Origin of the sequence: Variovorax sp. 38R (assembly GCF_014843395.1) — a bacterium.
Lineage (GTDB): Bacteria > Pseudomonadota > Gammaproteobacteria > Burkholderiales > Burkholderiaceae_C > Variovorax > Variovorax paradoxus_H.
This window is the reverse complement of the sequence record NZ_CP062121.1, coordinates 47,928-66,307: the sequence shown is the minus strand read 5'-3', so window position 1 is coordinate 66,307 and position 18,380 is coordinate 47,928. Positions and strand designations below refer to the sequence as shown.

Annotated in this window: 19 protein-coding genes; 12 read left to right on the top strand and 7 right to left on the bottom strand. The window is 68.6% G+C overall.

What is annotated here, in order from left to right; translation table 11 throughout:
• Window positions 1-12 precede the first annotated feature (12 nt).
• The 7 genes from IG196_RS00275 to IG196_RS00245 are packed head-to-tail and all read left to right on the top strand — an operon-like array spanning window position 13 to window position 6,684.
• Complete coding sequence (locus IG196_RS00275) at window positions 13-420, top strand: 5-carboxymethyl-2-hydroxymuconate Delta-isomerase (protein ID WP_192194471.1); 408 nt, start codon at window positions 13-15, stop codon at window positions 418-420.
• A 19-nt stretch (window positions 421-439) separates the two neighbouring features.
• A complete protein-coding gene (gene hpaH, locus IG196_RS00270) occupies window positions 440-1,243 on the top strand; it encodes a 2-oxo-hept-4-ene-1,7-dioate hydratase (protein ID WP_192194470.1) in 804 nt (267 codons plus the stop codon).
• 12 nt (window positions 1,244-1,255) lie between these two features.
• Complete coding sequence (gene hpaI, locus IG196_RS00265) at window positions 1,256-2,077, top strand: 4-hydroxy-2-oxoheptanedioate aldolase (RefSeq protein ID WP_192194469.1); 822 nt, start codon at window positions 1,256-1,258, stop codon at window positions 2,075-2,077.
• A gap of 39 nt (window positions 2,078-2,116) precedes the next feature.
• Entirely contained in the window at window positions 2,117-3,853 is a 1,737-nt protein-coding gene (gene ilvD / locus IG196_RS00260; RefSeq protein WP_192194468.1) for a dihydroxy-acid dehydratase, read from the top strand.
• A 37-nt stretch (window positions 3,854-3,890) separates the two neighbouring features.
• Complete coding sequence (locus IG196_RS00255) at window positions 3,891-4,883, top strand: Bug family tripartite tricarboxylate transporter substrate binding protein (protein ID WP_101493485.1); 993 nt, start codon at window positions 3,891-3,893, stop codon at window positions 4,881-4,883.
• Between the two features lie 18 nt (window positions 4,884-4,901).
• Window positions 4,902-5,693 (top strand): class II aldolase/adducin family protein, encoded by a 792-nt coding sequence (locus IG196_RS00250; RefSeq protein WP_192194467.1) that lies wholly within the window; start codon window positions 4,902-4,904, stop codon window positions 5,691-5,693.
• Window positions 5,694-5,706: 13 nt separating this feature from the next.
• Window positions 5,707-6,684: a 2-dehydropantoate 2-reductase gene (locus IG196_RS00245; protein WP_070063517.1), complete on the top strand. Its 978-nt coding sequence runs from the start codon at window positions 5,707-5,709 to the stop codon at window positions 6,682-6,684.
• Window positions 6,685-6,700: 16 nt separating this feature from the next.
• On the opposite strand, the gene IG196_RS00240 is transcribed toward IG196_RS00245, so the two are convergent.
• Window positions 6,701-7,495 carry a hypothetical protein gene (locus tag IG196_RS00240; protein WP_192194466.1) on the bottom strand — a complete coding sequence of 265 codons (795 nt, stop codon included), beginning with the start codon at window positions 7,493-7,495 and terminating at the stop codon, window positions 6,701-6,703.
• Window positions 7,496-7,805: 310 nt separating this feature from the next.
• On the opposite strand from IG196_RS00240, the gene IG196_RS00235 reads away from it, so the two are divergent.
• Window positions 7,806-8,834 carry an IS110 family transposase gene (locus IG196_RS00235; protein ID WP_318646657.1) on the top strand — a complete coding sequence of 343 codons (1,029 nt, stop codon included), beginning with the start codon at window positions 7,806-7,808 and terminating at the stop codon, window positions 8,832-8,834.
• 226 nt (window positions 8,835-9,060) lie between these two features.
• Here IG196_RS00235 and IG196_RS00230 read toward each other — a convergent pair whose 3' ends face one another.
• Window positions 9,061-9,774 (bottom strand): YebC/PmpR family DNA-binding transcriptional regulator, encoded by a 714-nt coding sequence (locus IG196_RS00230; protein ID WP_192194465.1) that lies wholly within the window; start codon window positions 9,772-9,774, stop codon window positions 9,061-9,063.
• A gap of 96 nt (window positions 9,775-9,870) precedes the next feature.
• Complete coding sequence (locus IG196_RS00225; protein ID WP_192194464.1) at window positions 9,871-10,827, bottom strand: DMT family transporter; 957 nt, start codon at window positions 10,825-10,827, stop codon at window positions 9,871-9,873.
• A gap of 141 nt (window positions 10,828-10,968) precedes the next feature.
• On the opposite strand from IG196_RS00225, the gene IG196_RS00220 reads away from it, so the two are divergent.
• A complete protein-coding gene (locus IG196_RS00220) occupies window positions 10,969-11,850 on the top strand; it encodes a LysR family transcriptional regulator (protein ID WP_192196874.1) in 882 nt (293 codons plus the stop codon).
• Here IG196_RS00220 and IG196_RS00215 read toward each other — a convergent pair.
• Together IG196_RS00215 and alr are read right to left on the bottom strand one after the other, a co-directional pair.
• Window positions 11,828-12,562, bottom strand: a complete 735-nt coding sequence (locus tag IG196_RS00215) for a hypothetical protein (protein ID WP_192194463.1) — start codon at window positions 12,560-12,562, stop codon at window positions 11,828-11,830. The genes IG196_RS00220 and IG196_RS00215 overlap by 23 nt on opposite strands.
• A gap of 1 nt (window position 12,563) precedes the next feature.
• Window positions 12,564-13,661, bottom strand: a complete 1,098-nt coding sequence (alr, locus tag IG196_RS00210; RefSeq protein ID WP_192194462.1) for an alanine racemase — start codon at window positions 13,659-13,661, stop codon at window positions 12,564-12,566.
• Between the two features lie 171 nt (window positions 13,662-13,832).
• Here alr and lplT point away from each other — a divergent pair, with 171 nt between their 5' ends.
• The 3 genes from lplT to IG196_RS00195 are packed head-to-tail and all read left to right on the top strand — an operon-like array spanning window position 13,833 to window position 16,588.
• Window positions 13,833-15,137, top strand: coding sequence for a lysophospholipid transporter LplT (lplT, locus tag IG196_RS00205; protein ID WP_192194461.1), 1,305 nt, complete (start codon window positions 13,833-13,835; stop codon window positions 15,135-15,137).
• Window positions 15,138-15,197: 60 nt separating this feature from the next.
• On the top strand, window positions 15,198-16,088 hold the full coding sequence (locus IG196_RS00200; protein ID WP_192194460.1) for a DMT family transporter: 891 nt from the start codon (window positions 15,198-15,200) through the stop codon (window positions 16,086-16,088).
• An 11-nt stretch (window positions 16,089-16,099) separates the two neighbouring features.
• Window positions 16,100-16,588: a glutathione peroxidase gene (locus IG196_RS00195; RefSeq protein WP_101493495.1), complete on the top strand. Its 489-nt coding sequence runs from the start codon at window positions 16,100-16,102 to the stop codon at window positions 16,586-16,588.
• Here IG196_RS00195 and IG196_RS00190 read toward each other — a convergent pair whose 3' ends face one another.
• Window positions 16,589-17,023, bottom strand: a complete 435-nt coding sequence (locus tag IG196_RS00190) for a carboxypeptidase regulatory-like domain-containing protein (RefSeq protein WP_192194459.1) — start codon at window positions 17,021-17,023, stop codon at window positions 16,589-16,591.
• A gap of 98 nt (window positions 17,024-17,121) precedes the next feature.
• Window positions 17,122-18,360, bottom strand: a complete 1,239-nt coding sequence (gene glcF, locus IG196_RS00185) for a glycolate oxidase subunit GlcF (RefSeq protein ID WP_192194458.1) — start codon at window positions 18,358-18,360, stop codon at window positions 17,122-17,124.
• Between the last annotated feature and the right edge of the window lie 20 nt (window positions 18,361-18,380).

Below are 18,380 nucleotides of genomic sequence, written 5' to 3'. Positions count from 1 at the left end.
AAGAGAACAAGCATGCCGCACCTCGTGATCCTGTACACGCCCAACATCGAGGCCGAGACCGACGTGTCGGCGCTGTGCCGCACGCTGGCCGACACCATGCTCGAACAGCGCGACGAGGCCGGCAAGCCGGTGTTCCCCACGGGCGGCACGCGCGTGCTGGCCTACCCCGCCGCGCACTACGCGGTGGCCGACGGCCAGGCCGACTACGCCTTCGTGTACCTCAACCTGCGCATGGCTTCGGGCCGTTCCGAGGCGGTGAAGAAGAAAGCCGGCGACGAGCTGCTGGCCGCGGTGCGCACGCATTTCGAACCCATCTTCACGCAGCGCCACATCGGCATCACACTGCAGATCGACGAAGCCCCGGGGCAGGTGTACGACGGCAAGCACAGCAACCTGCATCCCCTGTTCAACAAGACCTAAGCACAAGAAGCGAGCCCCCATGCTCTCCACCGCCACCATCGCCCAACTGGCCGCCGAACTGCACGAGAGCGAGAAGTCGCGCGTGCAGGTCGAGCATTTTTCCAAGCGCTTCCCCGAGATGACGATCGAGGACGGCTACGCCATCTCGCGCGAGTGGGTGAAGCACAAGATCGCCGAAGGCCGCATCGTCAAGGGCCACAAGATCGGCCTCACCTCGCGCGCCATGCAGCAGTCCAGCCAGATCGACGAGCCCGACTACGGCACGCTGCTGGACGACATGTTCTTCGAGCAGGGCGGCGACATTCCGTTCACGCGCTTCATCGCGCCGCGCATCGAGGTCGAGCTGGCCTTCGTGCTCGGCAAGAAGCTGCAGGGCCCGAACGTGACCCTCTTCGACGTGCTGGCCGCCACCGACTACGTGGTGCCCGCCATCGAGATCATCGACGCGCGCATCGAGCAGTTCGACCGCCACACCAAGGCCATGCGCAAGGTGTTCGACACCATCGCCGACAACGCAGCCAATGCCGGCATCGTGCTCGGCGGCCGGCCCGTGAAGCCCGACGCGGTCGACCTGCGCTGGGTGAGCGCGCTGCTCTACAAGAACGGCGTGATCGAAGAGTCGGGCGTGGCTGCGGCCGTGCTCAACCACCCGGCCACCGGCGTGGCCTGGCTCGCGAACAAGCTCGCGCCGTGGGACGAATGCCTCGAAGCCGGCGAGATCGTGCTGGGCGGTTCGTTCACGCGCCCCACCACCGCCGTGCCGGGCGACACCTTCCATGCCGACTACGGCCCGCTCGGCTCCATCGCTTTCCGTTTCGTCTGACGAGTTTTTTCCATGCACACCCCACTCAACACCTTCAAGCAGGCCATGCAGGCCGGCCAACCCCAGATCGGCCTGTGGGTCGGCCTGGGCGACGGCTACGTGGCCGAGCTGCTGGCCGGCACCGGCTACGACTGGCTGCTGGTCGACGGCGAGCACGCGCCCAACGACGTGCGCTCGGTGCTCGCGCAGCTGCAGGGCATTTCCAGCGCGTGGTCGGCGCAGCCCGACGCGCAGCGCTCGCACCCCATCGTGCGCATTCCCGTCGGCGACACCACGCTGATCAAGCAGTACTTGGACATCGGCGCGCAGACGCTGCTGGTGCCGATGGTCGACACCGCCGAGCAGGCCGCCAAGCTGGTGCAGGGCATGCGCTACCCGCCCGAAGGCATCCGCGGCATGGGCAGTGCGCTGGCGCGCGCCTCGCGCTGGCAGGCCTACCCCGATTACCTGCACGAAGCCAATGCGCAGACCTGCCTGCTGGTGCAGGCGGAGACGGTCGAGGCGATGAAGAACCTCGACGCCATCGCGGCCACGCCGGGCGTGGACGGCGTGTTCATCGGCCCGGCCGACCTGTCGGCCTCGATGGGCTTCGTGGGCCAGCCCAACCACCCCGAGGTGCAGGCCGTGATCGCCGACGCCGTGGCGCGCATCCGCAAGGCCGGCAAGGCGGCCGGCATCCTGTCGACCACCGAGGAACAGGCACGCAAGTGGCTCGCGGCCGGCGCGCTGTTCGTGGCCGTGGGCGTCGACACGATCCTGCTCGCAGCCGCCGCCAAGCAGCTGCTCGCGAAGTACAAGGCCGCGCCGGGCGCCACGGCGCCCAACGGCTACTGACCTCTCACGCCCTTTCACGAGCCAGCCTTCGCCAGCCGCATGACCACGCCCACCGATCCGACACCCAAGCGCTTCCGCTCCGCCACCATCCGCGAGGGCACGATCCGCGCGACCACGCGCAGCTTCCTGCATGCGCTGGGCCAGGACGACGAGGACATCGCGCGCCCGCACGTCGGCGTGTTCCACACGGGCGGCGAGATGAGCCCGTGCAACCTCAACCTGCGCGAGCAGGCGCAGCACGCCAAGACCGGCATCTACGCGGGCGGCGGCACGCCGCACGAATGCCCGGTGGTGTCGGTGAGCGACGGCCTGACGATGGCGCACTCAGGCATGCGCTTCTCGCTGATCTCGCGCGAGCTCATCGCCGACAGCGTGGAAGCGTCCACCCGCGGCCACCAGTGGGACGGCATCTTCGCCATCGGCGCCTGCGACAAGAATCTGCCGGGTCTGATGATGGGCATGGTCCGCTGCAACGTGCCCAGCGTGTTCGTGCATGGCGGCTCGGCGCTGCCGGGCCAGATGCCCGGGCCCGACGGGCGCGACCTCAACGTGGTCGACACCTACGAGACCATCGGCAAGGTGCTGGCCGGCACGGCCACGCACGACGAGCTCGACGCCATGAGCCGCGCCTGCCTGCCCACGGCCGGCGCCTGCGCGGGTCAGTTCACGGCCAACACGATGGGCATGGTGTCGGAAGCGCTGGGCCTGGCGCCCATCGGCTCGAGCATGGTGCCCGCGGTGTTCAGCGAGCGCGCGCCGCTGATGCGCCGCGCCGCCAAGCAGCTCATGAAAGCGGTGCTGGGCGATGGCCCGCTGCCGCGCGACGTCGTGACGCGCAAGGCGCTCGAAAACGCCTGCGCCGTGGTGTCGGCCACGGGCGGCTCGACCAATGCGGCGCTGCACCTGCCGGCCATTGCGCACGAGGCGGGCATCAAGTTCCACCTCGACGACGTGGCCGAAATTTTTGCGCGTACGCCGCTCATTGCCGACCTGCGCCCGGGCGGCCAGTACCTGGCGCGCGACGTGTACTACATCGGCGGCGCGGGCGTGATCCTGCGCACGCTGCTGGAGCAAGGCTTCCTGCACGGCGAAGCGCTCACCTTCACCGGCCGCACGCTGGCCGAGGAAGTGGCCGACGCCGCCGCGCCCGATGGTCGCGTGGTGCGCGCGGCGGGCAACCCGATCACGCGCGACGGCGGGCTGGCCGTGCTCAAGGGCAACCTCTGCCCCGACGGCGCGCTGCTCAAGACGGCCGGCCTGCAGACGCTGGTGTACCGCGGTCCGGCGCGCGTCTTCAACTCGGAAGAAGAAGCGCAGGCCGCCGTGCAGAACCGCCGCTACGAAGCGGGCGACGTGATCGTCATCCGCAACGAAGGCCCCAAGGGCAGCCCCGGCATGCGCGAGATGCTGGGCATCACCGCGCTGCTGTACGGCCAGGGCATGGGCGACAAGGTGGCGCTGCTGACCGACGGGCGTTTTTCGGGCGCCACGCGCGGCCTGTGCATCGGCTACGCGGGGCCCGAGGCGGCCGACGGCGGACCGATTGCGGTGCTGCGCGACGGCGACATGGTGGCCATCGATGCACGCGCCGCGGCGCGCAGCATTTCGGTCGAACTGAGCGCCGAAGAAATCGCCTCGCGGCTGGCCGGACGTGAGGTAAACGCGGGGGTGGTGCACGGTGGTTTGTTGGAAAAATACGCGCTCACCGTGCGCCCTGCCCACCAGGGCGCCGTGACCCACTCGGGCGCGGTCACCTGGCTGCGCGACGAGTCGTGATCCTGTTCACTCCTCACCCTCCAGAAAAGAGACAGACATGACCTTCACCCGCCGCCACATGCTGCAGTCCACCGGCGCCTCGGCGCTGCTTGCCAGCCTCGGCCAGCAGGCCTTTGCGCAGGCTGCCGCGCTCGAGAACGCGACCATCGTCACCGGCTTCGCGGCTGGCGGCACCTCGGACACCACCTGCCGGCGCATTGCGCTGAAGCTGAGCCCCGACTACGCCAAGACCGCCGTGGTCGAGAACCGCACCGGCGCGGGCGGCCAGATTGCCGTGAGCTACGTGAAGGGCCGTCCGGCCGACGGCACCACCATCCTGCAGACGCCGACGTCGATCCTCACGATCTACCCGCACATCTACAAGAAGCTGCCGTACGACCCGATGGTCGACCTCACGCCCGTGAGCCTGGCCTGCATCTTCGACTTCGGCTTCGCCGTGGGCCCGGCCGTGCCGGCCACCGTCAAGACGGTGCCCGAGTTCCTCACCTGGGCCAAGGCCAACCCGGCCGGCGCCAACTACGGCTCGCCGGCCGCGGGCTCCACACCGCACTTCATCGGCGCGCTGCTGGGCAAGCAGGGCGGCGTCGAGCTCAAGCACGCGGCCTACCGCGGCACGCAGCCGGCCATGCTCGACCTGCTGGGCGGCAACATCTCGGCGGTGTCGGGCCCCATCGGCGACATCACGCAGCATCTGCAATCGGGCAAGGTGCGCATCCTGGGCGTGTCGGGTGCCAAGCGCAGCCGCTTCGCGCCCGATGTGCCGACCTTCGGCGAGCAGGGCATCAAGAACATGGCGCACAGCGAATGGTTCGCCTTCTTCCTGCCGGCCAAGGCCTCGCCCGAACTCGTGGCCAAGCTGAACACGGCGATGAAGAACGCGCTGGCGCAAAAAGACGTGATCGACGGCCTCGGCACCTTCGGCCTGGAAGCGATGTCTTCCACGCCCGCCGAGCTGGGCGATCTGTTGAAGAAGGACACCGCCAAGTGGGCGCCGATCGTCAAGGAAGTCGGCTTCACCGCGGAAGGCTAATCACATGAAGGAACTGCCATGAACACACTCGCCACCACTGCGCCGTCGGCGCTGGTCCATCCCTCGATCCATCCCGACGAGCGCGCCGCGCGCGAAGAGCTCGCGGCCTGTTATCGCGTGTTCGCGATGCTGGGCTGGGTCGAGATGATCTACAACCACATCACGGTGCGGCTGCCCGACAGCGTGACGGGTGGCGAGAAGCAGTTCCTCATCAACCCCTTCGGCCTGCACTACAGCGAGGTGACGGCCAGCAACCTGGTGAAGATCGACCTGCAGGGCAAGGTGCTCGACGGCTCGACGCACCTGGTGAACCCGGCCGGCTTCGTGGTGCATGCGGCCATCCACGACGGCCTGCCCGGCGCGCACTGCGTGATGCACACGCACACCACGGCCGGCGTGGCCGTGGCCTGCCTGCAGGGCGGCCTGCAACAGACCAATTTCTATACCGCCCAACTGCACGGCATGGTGGCGTACCACGACTTCGAGGGCATCACGGTCCATGCCGACGAAGGCCCGCGCCTCTTGAAGAGCATCGGCGACCGCAACGCGGTGATCCTGCGCAACCACGGCCTCTTGGCCTGGGGCCAGACGCTGCCGCAGACCTTCGCGATTTTGTGGACGCTGCAACGCGCCTGCGAGATCCAGATGGCGACCTTCTCGATGGGCGCCGCGATTCCCGTGAGCGAAGAGATCGCGCAGCGCTGCACGCGCGACGCGCTGCAGTTCAGCCCCGCGCACGGCGCCGGGCAGGACGTGTTCAATGCGCTGGTGCGGCAGGTGGACCGCATCGACCCGAGCTACCGCAACTGAGGCGCTTGTTCCCATGAAGATTTGCATTTACGGCGCCGGCGCGATCGGCGGATGGATCGGCGTCGGCCTCGCACAGGCGGGCCAGCGCCTCAACGTGGTGGCGCGCGGTGCCACGCTCGACGCGCTGCAGAAGGACGGCCTCTCGCTCATGCGGGGCGACGTGCGCACGCGCGTGCCGGTGAACGCGGTGGCCGACCCCGAGGCACTGGGCGTTCAAGACCTGGTGGTGATCGCCGTGAAGGCGCCCGCGCTGGCCGGCGTGGCCGAACGCATCGGGCCGCTGATCGGGCCCGACACGATCGTGCTGGTCGCGATGAACGGCGTGCCGTGGTGGTTCCTCGAAGGCGGCTTCGGCGGCGAGATCACGGGGCATCGCCTCGCGGCCGTCGACCCCGAAGGCGCGATTGCGAAGGCCATTCCGTCGCGCAACGTGATCGGCTGCGTGGTGCACGCCAGCTGCTCGCTCGACGGGCCGGGCGTGGTGCGCCACCATTTCGGCAACGGACTGATCGTGGGCGAGCCTTCGGGCGAGGCCACGCCGCGCGTGCAGAAGCTGGTCGAGCTGCTCAAGAGCACGGGCATCGACACCACGCTGTCGCCGCAGATCCAGAAGGACGTGTGGTTCAAGCTGTGGGGCAACATGACGGTGAACCCGATCAGCGCGCTCACGGGCGCCACCACCGACCTGATCATGGGCGACGACTACGTGCGCGGTTTCATCTCGGCAGTGATGCTCGAGGCCAAGGAGATCGGCCGGCGCATCGGCATCGAGATCACGCAGAGCCCCGAAGACCGGCATGCAGTGACGATGAAACTCGGCGCGTTCAAGACCTCGATGCTGCAGGACGTGGAAGCAGGCCGCTCGGTCGAGCTCGACGCGCTCGTCACCGTGGTGCGCGAGCTGGGCGAACTGACGGGCGTGGCCACGCCGTTCACGGATGCGCTGCTGGGGCTGGCGCGGCTGCGGACGCGGCAGCTCGGGTTGTACTGAGCAGCCTGCCGCTGACTTACCAGCGCTTTTCGGGCGCGGCGGCGATGAACTTGGTGCAGACCTCCACGGCCTTCGCGCGCTCTTCGCGCAGCAGTTGCCAGTTGTCGGCCTGCCACCGCGCCCATGCAACCGCCTCCGACTGGTAGCGGCATTCGATGGGCGGACGCATGAAGCCGGGGCGCCCCAGGTCGGCGCCGAACTTGAGGCGGAACAACTCGTCCGATCCCAGCAGGTTTTCGTAGACGAGATGCCACGGCCCAGGGAGCAGCAGGGTGTCGGCTTCCTTCGGAATCTGGCGCGCCGCCTCGATTTCCTCGGGCGTGGAGCCGTCCGTCAGGGCGGTGGCCAGCGCGGCCTCGGCACGCTTGCGGTAGATGTCGGTGGCGACCTTGCTCAAGGCGTCGTTGAGTTCGCGCATGGCGGGGTTGACGCCGAGCGGATCGTCCTTGAGTTCCTCGAGCGTGGTGCCGCCCAGGTCGTCTTTCGAGAAGCCTTGCGCACCCACGCCGCCCGCCAGCACCGCGAACGCGACGTTCAGCGCCACCTGTCCGGCGACGTTGTTGATCGTGTTCTCGCGGCGCACCACGCGCAGGTGCTCGATGCCGGGCTTGTAGGTGCCGCGGTTGAAGCGCAGACGGGTTTGCTGGGTTGCGGCGGGTGCTGCTTCGGCGGGCGCTGAAGCTGCGGCCATGGGTTGCGGCGCGGCCGCTTCGGTCTGGGCTTGCGCCGAGAAGCCAGTGATGGCCAGTGCCAGGCCGAGGGCATGCCGTGCGGCACGCGACGGCGTTCGTTTCTTCGTCGAATGGGTCATTGAACTGTTTTCCTCCGGCGCGGATTGTCTCCGGCGGCGTGCTCAGTTCATGCGGGGAGGTTCAGGGCGTGTGCACAGGCCACCGGGTACTTCCCTCCGCGAATGTCCCCCGGGCTTCGCCCTCCTCCTGATATTGTTTAACCCGCTCCCCCTGCGCTAAAGGGAGCCCGTTCGGTGAACCCCGATCTCCTCCTTGGGCCAACCAGCCCGCAATCAAGACTGGGAGCCCGAACGGATTCGACGCTGTAGCTCGAACGGTGTCTTGGGGCGTCGCCAGCCGGGCGCTGGCGATGACCCCGCATATCAGGGTGTGCATGTCGAATGCGGCGCATTGATCCTTCAAGCAAGGAGTACTGCGGTGACATGCAAAGTAGGCGTCGACATCAGCAAGATGAAGCTGGATGCGGCATGGCTCAGAGTGGACGGCAAGTACCGATCCAAGGTGTTTCCCAACAATGCGAGCGGCTTCGCGGACCTGCTGCGATGGCTGGATTTCCATCTGCCCGACGGCAAGGCCGACGCCCATGTGTGCATGGAAGCCACGGGCACGTACCACGAGGGCCTGGCGTTTTTCCTGCATGACCATGCCGTGGCGGTCTCGGTCGTGAACCCGCTGCAGGTCAAGCGATTCATGGAGCTGGAGCGGGTGCGCAACAAGACTGACGAAGGCGATGCGAAGGCCCTGGCGCGGTTTTGCGACAAGACAGAGCCACCGGTGTGGGAGGCGCCTTCCGCGGGCGTGCGCTCCCTGCAAGCGCTGGTGGCCCGACTGGACACGCTGCAGGAGCTCAGGCAGGGAGAGTTGAATCGACTGGAAGTCGCTCACGACTCGGTCAAGCCCTCCTTTGTTGCAGTCATCACCAGCCTGGACGAATCCATCGAAGAGGTGCGCAAGAAGATCCGTCAGACCATCGACGACGACCCCGATCTGCACCAGCGCAGCGAGCTTCTGGCCTCGATTCCCGGCCTGGGCGACAGGACAATCCCCCAGCTGCTGGCGTACATCGGGCGTCCCGAGCGGTTCACGTCCGTGAAGGCGCTGATCGCCTATGCCAGCCTGACGCCGATGATTCGGCAGTCCGGAACCTCGCTGGACAAGCGACGAGGCACACACCCGCAGGGGCATCGGGAGTTGAAGAAGGCGCTGTACTTCCCGGCCATGGTGGCGGGCAAGTACAACCCGCTGATCGCCGAGTTCTGGCAACGCCTGAAGGCGCAGAACAAGCCCGGCAAGCTCATCGTGGTGGCCTGCATGCACAAGCTGCTGGCCATCGCCTACGGTGTGCTGAGATCCCGAAAACCCTTTGATGCGAACTACCTCAAGGCAACCAACCCTTGACGAACACAACGGTGTCTTGATTTCGCTGCGGGAAGCACCCAGTGCCCTGAGCACGGGACACGCTGCGGGTGCTCGCCGATCAACGACCGCACTGCCCAACGCTCACGTCGATGGGGTGCCTTGCGCAGCGAAATCAAGGAGGAGCCCGAAGGGCGGGGGACATTCGCGGAGCAAGGCTCCCCGTCGGCGGGAGCGTCGCCCTGAATGTCAGGGCTCAGGCGCTCAGTTAACCCGCCAGCCCGACGTACACGTTCTGCACGTCGTCGTTCGCGTCGATGGCCGCAAGAAAAGCTTCGACTTCTTCCAGGTCCGCAGCGCTCAGGCTCGCCGGATCGATCGGGTTCTTGGGCCGGTAGCCGAGCTTGGCCGACAGCACGGTGAAGCCCTGGGCCGGCAGTGCGCGGCTCACGAGGTCGAGGTCGGCGGCCTCGGTCAGGAACAGGGTGGTGCCGTCTTCGGCGCCCGGCTCGAAGTCTTGTGCGCCGGCTTCGATGGCGGCCACTTCGGCGTCGGCGTCCGGGGTGGCGGGCTCGGCTTCGATCATGCCGAGGTGGTCGAAGTCCCACGAGACCGAGCCGGAGGTGCCGAGCTGGCCCTTGCGGAACAGCACGCGCATTTCAGGCGCGGTGCGGTTCACGTTGTCGGTCAGGCACTCGACCATCACGGCCACGCGGTGCGGGGCGTAGCCCTCGTACATGACGTGGTCGAAATGGACCGCCTCGCCCGTGAGGCCGGCGCCCTTCTTGATGGCGCGGTCGAGCGTGTCCTTCGGCATCGAGACCTTGCGGGCCTGCTCGACGACCAGCCGCAGCCGCGCGTTCGAGCCCGGATCGGCGCCGTTGCGCGCGGCGATCATGATTTCCTTGGCCAGTTTGCCGAACAGCCGGCCCTTGGCATTCGCGGCCACGTCCTTGTGCTTGGCTTTCCATTGCGCGCCCATGTCTGCATTCCTTGGTGTTGTGGGGGGCGGCGAAACGCCGCAGCCCCCGAGGATGCCACGAGCCGGAGGCCTCGCACAGCGGGGCCCCTTCCGCCGTCAGGGACGCCGCGTCTGTTCGCCCTCCTCCGGCGCCAGGCTCACCCACAGGGCGGCGCCCACGATCAGCAGGCCGCCGGCCCAGCCCCAGGCGCCGATGCGCTCGCCCAGGCCGAGGGCCGCGATGGCCGCGCCGAACACCGGCTCGCTGCCCATGAGCAGCGACACGCGGCTCGGGCTGCTGCGCGAGGCCGCGTGGTTCTGCGCGAAAAAGGCGAACACGGTGCACAGCAGCACGAGGTAGGCCATGCCCCACCAGAAGCCGGCCGTGGCGGGCGGCAAATGCCAGGCGCCGCCGCCCGACACGGCCAGCAAGGACAGCGCCGCCGCGCCCAGCGCCATCACGCCGGACTGCACGGCCGTCAGCGTGAGCGCCGGCAGGTTGTGGCGGCCCGCCAGCCGGCGGGTGAGGCACACCATGACAGCGCGCAGGAAGGCGGCGGCGAGCATGAGTGCGTCGCCCCACCCCATCGACAGGCTGGCGAGCGAGGGCGCCGAGAGCAGGGCCGCGCCCACGGCCGAGAGCCCGGCCGCCCAGAATACGCGCCGCGCGGGCCGCCGGCCCAGCAGCCCCCATTCGACGAACGGCGTGATCGCCACGCACAGGCTGATGAGGAAGGCGGCGTTGCTCGCCAGGGTCAACGAGACGCCGAAGGTCTCGCACAGGAAGATGGCGAGCAGGTTGGCGCCCAGCAGGCCGCCCACGCCAAGCCCCTGGCGCCACTGCGGGTCACGCCACAGCGGCCGCAGCGCGGGCAGCAGCACGAGAAAGGTGAGGCCGAAACGCAGCGCGACGAACTCGAGCACGGGCAGCTGCTGCGTCGCCTGCTTGGCCACCGTGTAGCTGCCGCCCCAGACCGCCGCCACGAGCAGCAGCATGAGTTCGGCGGGGCCGAAGCCGGCCGCCCACGACCTGCGCCCCACCGGGACCGCACCTTGCAACGCCTTTGAATCCATACTGTCTGCCCGCGGCCCGGGGCGCCTGAAAGAAGAAGAGAAGGCGCATTGTTCCGGGCGGCACCAGGGCCGCACAGCCGTCGGCCGGAACAGGACTGTTGCGTGGCCGGAACGAATTCATTTCTCAAGGTGCTGCCCGAGATGGTGACCTTTGTGCGGGTCGCCGAACTCGGCAGCTTCTCGGCCGCCGCCGACCTGCTGGGCATCACGCCCTCGGCCGCGAGCCGGCAGGTGAAGCGGCTCGAACAGGAGATCGGCGTGCAGCTGCTGCAGCGCACCACGCGCCAGCTGCGGCTCACGGAGCCCGGCGCCGAAGCTTTTGCGCGCTGCCGCGAGCTGGTGTCCGCGGCGCAGGGTGCGATGGACATCGGTGCGCAGTTCGCCCGCACACCGGCCGGCCGGGTGCGCCTGAGCGCGCCGAAAGCCTTTGCGCGGCGCGTGCTGCATCCGCACCTGCTCGACTTTCTGCGCGCCTATCCGGAAGTGGACGTGCAGCTGATCGTGGCCGACCGCGACATCGACCCGATCCGCGAAAGCGTCGACCTCGTGGTGCGGCTGACCACGGCGCCGCCCGAGGGGCTGGTGGCGCGGCGGCTGATGGCGGTCGAACACCTCCTGTGCGCCACGCCGGCCTACCTGGCGCGCCACGCCGCCATCGCACACCCGCACGACCTGCGCGCGCACAGCTGCCTGTCGCTGGGCGAGCACGAGCGCGACAACCACTGGCGCTTTCGAAAGGAAGGTGAAGACGAGGTCGAGGTGGTGGTGGACGGCCGCTACGTCTGCAACCACAGCGAGATGCGGCTCGACGGCGCGCTCGCGGACCTGGGCGTGGCCTGCGTGCCGGCCTTCACGGCGCGCGAGGCGCTGGACGACGGCCGCGTGGTGCGCGTGCTGCCCGACTGGACGCTACAGGGCACCTACCAGGGGCACGCGTGGCTGATGTACCCGCCGAGCCGCTACCTGCCGCCCAAGTGCCGGGTGCTGGTCGAGCACCTGCTCAGCGCGCTGCCTTCCCCGTGAGCACGCGCACGGCCTCGGGCAGCGAGTGGACCTGCGGCATGAAGTAATCGATGAGCGCGCCCAGCGCCACCGCGCAGACCACGGCGCCCAGCAGCGGCTTCCAGGTGAGCCGCACCGCCGCCATGAGCCAGCCTTCGCGCGCCACGCGCACCGCGGCGCGGGCCGACACATAAGAGAAGGCGACCTCGATCGCCACGGCCAGCAGCGCGTCCCAGCTGAAGTACAGCAGCACGAGCGAGCCCGCGCCGAGCACGACGGCCACGCAGAGCAGGAAGATGGCGAGCACCGGCACGACGATGATCGCGCCTTCGTCGGCGCTGCCCGCGGCGTCGAGCGCACCGCTGGCCACGTCGGAGAGCGCGCTGCCGCCGTCGGTGGCGTCGGTCACGCCCCCGTGATCGCTGGTGCTGTCGACCCCCAGGTCGGCATCGGGCGGCTCGAACTCGGTGCGCCGTTCGACCAGCCACTGCGCCCACCAGCGCAGCACGCACAGATACCCGACGTAGCCCACGCCCAGCGTGACGAGGTAGCGCACCGCCAGCGACTCGACGTGCAGCAGGTGCATCTGCAGCGCCGAGACGCCCCACATCAGGAGCAGCGTGAAAGTGCCGATCAGCAGGCCGTGCGTGCGCAGGCTGTGATCGCGGTGCAGGTCGCGTTCGACCTGGGTTTCCCACAGGCGCACGGAGCGCCAATTGGAAAGAACCTTCACGTCATTCGTCGGCGGGTGCGAAAGGCACCCGCTGCGCGACCGCGCACATGAGTTCGTAGCCGACGGTGCCGGCGGCCTTCGCCACCTCGTCGATCGGCAGCACCGCACCGGTCAGGGCCGAGCGGCCCCACAGCGTGACCTCGGCGCCGAACTGCGCGTCGGGCACGGGCGTGAGGTCGACGGTGATCATGTCCATGCTCACGCGACCCACCATGCGGGTGCGCACGCCGTTCACGAGCACCGGGGTGCCGGTGTCGCAGTGGCGCGGGTAGCCGTCGGCATAGCCGACCGCCGCGATGCCGATGGTGAGCGGGCCTTCGGCCGCAAAGCGCGAGCCGTAGCCGATGGTGTCGCCGGCCTTCAGCGTCTGCACCGAGATGAGCCGGGTCGACAGCGTCATGGTCGGCTGCAGCTGCCAGTGCGCCGCGTCATGTTCCGGGAAGTCGGGGGCGCTACCGTACAGCACGATGCCGGGGCGCACCCAGTCGCCGCGCGTGCGCGGTGCATGGCGCAGCGTGGCCGCGCTGTTGGCGATGGAGCGCTCGCCGGGCAGGTCGCGCGTGGCGCGTTCGAACACCTCGAGCTGGTGCTCGACGCCGCGCGGGCCGTCGGCGTCGCTGAAGTGCGTCATGAGCGAGATCTCGTCGACCTGCGGGAGCGCGTTCAGGCGCGTCCAGGCCGAACCGAAGCGCTCGGGCGAAAAGCCCAGGCGGTTCATGCCGGAGTTCATCTTCAGGAACACGCGCTGCGGCTTCAGGGTCTTGTGGGCCGCGAGCATGTCGATCTGCTCGTCGCAGTGCACCGAATGCCAGAGGTCGAGCCGCGAGCACAGCTCCAGGTCGCGCGCGTCGAACACACCCTCGAGCAGCAGCACGGGGCCGCGCCAGCCCAGCGCGCGCACGCGCTCGGCCTCGGCCAGGTCGAGCAGCGCAAAGCCGTCGGCGCCGCGCAGGCCTTCGAAGACACGTTCGATGCCGTGCCCGTAGGCGTTGGCCTTGACCACGGCCCAGACGCGGGCGTCGAGCGCCGAACGGCGGACGCGGTCGAGGTTGTGGCGCAGGGCGGCGGTGTGGACGGTGGCGAGAATGGGGCGCGGCATGGGGGGTGTTGGGGTGGTTTCAGACCACGTTTTAGCATCTTCGGGAATGGGGTCGAATCCCGTGGGGATGCCTGAATTCACGTCGTACCCCCATGCTATAACCGCCCATTCGCACCTGACGCGACACTTTTTCACTACCGCCAGCAGACCCTCTGGCCAGCCAGCCCATCGATGAAGCGCGGTTTTTACACGATCATGTCGGCCCAGTTCTTTTCGTCGCTGGCCGACCAAGCGCTTTTCGTCGTTGCCGTCGATCTCATGCGAAGTTCAGGCGCCCCCGAATGGCAGCGAGCCGCCCTGGTACCGATCTTCGCGGTCTTCTATGTGGTGCTGGCCCCGCTGGTGGGTGCCTTTGCCGACGCATTGCCCAAGGGCAAGGTGATGTTCATCAGCAACGCGATCAAGGTGATCGGCTGCCTGATGATGCTGTTCGGTTCGCACCCGCTGCTGTCGTATTCCATCGTGGGCCTGGGCGCCGCGGCCTACTCGCCGGCCAAGTACGGCATCCTCACCGAGCTGCTGCCGTCGTCGCAGCTGGTCAAGGCCAACGGCTGGATCGAAGGGCTGACCATTGCGTCGATCCTGCTGGGCATCGTGCTCGGCGGCGTGCTGGTGGGCCATGCGGTGTCGACCCAGCTGCTGCTGATCGACCTGCCGTTCGTCGACACCGGCATCGACTCGCCGGCCGAAGCCGCCATTGCGGTGCTGATCTTTGTCTACGCGCTCGCGGCCTGGTTCAACACCCGCATCCCGCACACCGGCGTCGAGATGCGCCCGCTGCGTTCCGACCCCGCACAGAGCATGGCGCGCAACCTGGCCGGCCTGCTGCCCGACTTCTGGCATTGCAACGCCCGCCTGTGGCGCGACCGGTTGGGCCAGATCTCGCTGGCGACCACCACGCTCTTCTGGGGCGCGGGCGGCAACCTCAAGTACATCGTGCTGGCCTGGGCCGCCGTGGCGCTCGAATACAACACCACCCAGGCCTCGGCGCTGACCGGCGTGGTGACCATCGGCACCGCGGTGGGCGCCATCGTGGCCTCGATGTACATGCGGCTGGACATGGCCACGCGCGTGATCCCCATGGGCATCGCAATGGGCGTGATGGTGATCGGCATGAACTTCATCGGCAACGTCTGGCTGGCAGTGCCGTTCCTCATCATCCTGGGCGGCCTGGGCGGCTTCCTGGTGGTGCCGATGAATGCGCTGCTGCAGCACCGCGGCCACAACCTGATGGGCGCGGGCCGCTCCATTGCCGTGCAGAACTTCAACGAGCAGGCCTGCATTCTTCTGCTGGGCGGCTTCTACAGCGTGTGCACGGGCCTGGGCCTGTCGGCCTACGGTGCCATCAGCGCCTTCGGCCTCGTGGTGGCCGGCTGCATGTGGCTCATCAAGCGCTGGCACGAGAACAACCTCAAGAAGTATCCTGAAGAGGTCGAGCACCTCCTCGCGATCGCTCGCAGCGACAAGCACCACTGATTTCGCGCGACCGCGTTGGTGCAATGGCCGGCGCGCCGAGCGCCCCCACTCCAACGCCCCATGCCCGCACTTGCTCTGATGTTCAACGCCTTCGTGTGGGGCGTGTCCTGGATTCCGTTCCTCCAGATCGCCAGCCACGGGCTGCATCCGCTGTGGACCACCTGCCTGATCTACCTCGTCATCGCCACGGCGATGGGCCTCGTGCGCCGGCACGCCTGGAAGGCCTTCGCCGCGTTTCCGATGCTGGTGGCGCTGGGCCTGGCAGCGGGCTTCACCAACGTGGGTTTCAACTGGGCCGTGACGCAGGGCGACGTGGTGCGCGTGGTGCTGCTGTTCTACCTGATGCCGCTGTGGAGCGTGATGCTGGCCTGGCTGCTGCTGGGCGAGCGCCCGACGGGCGGCGCGCTGGCGCGGGTGGCACTGGCGCTCACCGGCGTGGTGGTGGTGCTGAAGGCGCCGGGCACCGACTGGCCCGTGCCCTCGAGCCTGCCCGACTGGCTGGGCGTGGCGGCAGGCTTCGGCTTTGCCGTGACCAACATCGTGCTGCGCCATCTGCGGCATGCGCCGGGCGAGTCGCGCGCGCTGGCGATGTTCTGGGGCTGCACCGTGGTCGCGGGCGTCGGCGCGGTGAGCGGCACCGCGTTCGGCGGCATCGATTCGCCGCTTCTCGCCTCGCCCGGCTGGTTCGGCTGGGCCGCGCTGCTGGGCACGGGCTTCATCGTCGCCAACGTGTGCCTGCAGTACGGCGCGCCCAAGCTCGCGGCCAGCGCGACCTCGGTGATCATGCTGTCGGAAGTGCTGTTTGCCAGCGTCTCGTCGGTGGCGCTGGGCGCATCGACCATGAACTCGCGCATCCTCGTCGGCGGCGCGCTGATCGTGCTGGGCGCGGTGTGGTCGGCGTTTGCGCGAACCCCGCCCGCGCGCGATGATGGCGTTTCCGCGTCCACCTGAGGAACTCCCCCATGACCAGCGTCTATGACTTCAAGGCCACCCGCATCGACGGCAAGCCGGTGAAGCTCTCGACCTTTCGCGGCAAGGTGCTGCTGATCGTCAACACGGCGAGCAACTGCGGGTTCACGCCGCAGTTCGAAGGGCTGGAAGCACTGCACGAAAAGTACGCGGGCCTGGGCCTCGCGGTGCTGGGCTTTCCGTCCAACCAGTTCGGCGGACAGGACCCGGGCACCAACGAGGAAATCGGCGCCTTCTGCATGACCAACTACGGCGTGAGCTTCCCGATGATGGAGAAGGTCGACGTCAACGGCAGCGGCGCCCTGCCGCTGTACCAGTGGCTCACCAAGGAAAAGCCCGGCCTGCTGGGCAGCACGGCGATCAAGTGGAACTTCACCAAGTTCCTGGTGGGGCGCGACGGCACGGTGCTCAAGCGCTATGCGCCGCTGGACACACCGGCCTCGCTCACGCGCGACATCGAGGCGGCCCTGGCCGCCGACTGATCAGAAGCGGAAGTCCGCCGTCTTCGGCGCACCGCCGACCGTCACGGTCTGGCTCTTGGTCTCGCCCGTCGGCGTGCTCACGTCGATCACATAGCGCCCCGCCGGCAGGTCGATCAGGCAGACCGGCCCGGTGGCGATGAAGGCCATGGCAGCGGACGAATTCGCGTCGCCGCCCTTGATCGCGACATTCAGGTTGGCCAGGTACGCACCATCGGCGCGCGCGAACAGCAGCGACAGCGGATGGTTCTTCATGGCGGCGCGCATGGCATCCGACTCGTCGGAGCCGATGCCGCCGCACACATAGCGCGCGGTGCCGGCGCCCTGCCAGGCCGGCAGGGCCGACGGCGGCTGCTGTGCCTGCGCGGCGACGGTGCCTGCGATGCAGACAGCGGCCAGTAGCGCGCGGCGCAGCGGAAAAGCAGAAACGAAGGACATGGCACGAACTCCTTGCAGCGTCTTCGGTTCGCCATGATGCGCCCCGAACGCCGTTCGCGCGCGTCGGACGGCAACGTGCCGTGCCGTCCGCGCAGGCCCTACCCTGCCGGCGGCTGCAGCGCCGCGTCGAGCAGCTCGACCCAGTGCCGCACGGGCGTGTCGCCGCTGCCGCTTTGCAGGTGCGTGATGCAGCCGATGTTGGCCGAGGCGATGGTCGTGGGCTGCAGCTGCTTCAGGTGGCCGAGCTTGCGGTCGCGCAGCGGGTAGGCCAGCTCGGGCTGCAGCACCGAGTACGTGCCGGCCGAGCCGCAGCACAGGTGCGATTCGTTCATCGCCACGCGCACGTCGAAGCCGAGCGCGCGCAGGTGCGTCTCGACGCCGCCGCGCAGCTTCTGGCCGTGCTGCAGCGTGCACGGCGGGTGGTAGGCCACCACGCCTTCGGGCGCACGCACGCGGCCCTGCAGCGCGGGCACGAGGTCGGGCAGCAGCTCGCTCAGGTCGCGCGTGAGGGCGCTGATGCGTGCGGCCTTGGCGGCATAGGCCGCGTCGTGCTGCAGCAGGTGGCCGTATTCGCGCACAGTGACGCCGCAGCCCGAGGCGTTCATCACGATGGCTTCGACCTCGTTGCCTTCGACAAAAGGCCACCAGGCATCGATGTTGGCGCGCATCTGCGCCTTGCCGCCTTCCTGGTCGTTGAGGTGGAACTTCACGGCGCCGCAGCAGCCGGCCTTGGGCGCGACCACGGCCTGGATGCCGGCCGCGTCGAGCACGCGCGCGGTGGCGCTGTTGATGTTCGGCGCCATCGACGGCTGCACGCAGCCCGCGAGCATCAGCACCTTGCGTGCATGCGTGGCGGTGGGCCAGCGGCCGGCGTCCTGCTTGGCGGGCACCTTGGCCTTCAGCGCTTCGGGCAACAGGCCGCGCACCGATTGGCCGAGCTTCATCGCGGGGCCGAACAGCGGTGATGGCAGCGCTTCCTTGAGCAGCCAGCGCGTGGCCGACTCCAGGGCGGGGCGCGGCACTTTCTCGTCGACGATCTTGCGGCCGATGTCGACCAGGTTCCCGTACTGCACGCCGCTCGGGCAGGTGCTCTCGCAGTTGCGGCAGGTGAGGCAACGGTCCAGGTGCAGCTGCGTGCTGCGCGTCGGCGCATGGCCTTCGAGCACCTGCTTGATGAGGTAGATGCGCCCGCGCGGCCCGTCGAGCTCGTCGCCGAGCAGCTGGTAGGTCGGGCAGGTGGCGGTGCAGAAGCCGCAGTGCACGCACTTGCGCAGGATGGCTTCGGCTTCACGGCCCGCGTCGGTGTCGCGGAATTCGGGGGCTAGTTCGGTTTGCATCGCGGGGGGGTGTCGTTTCT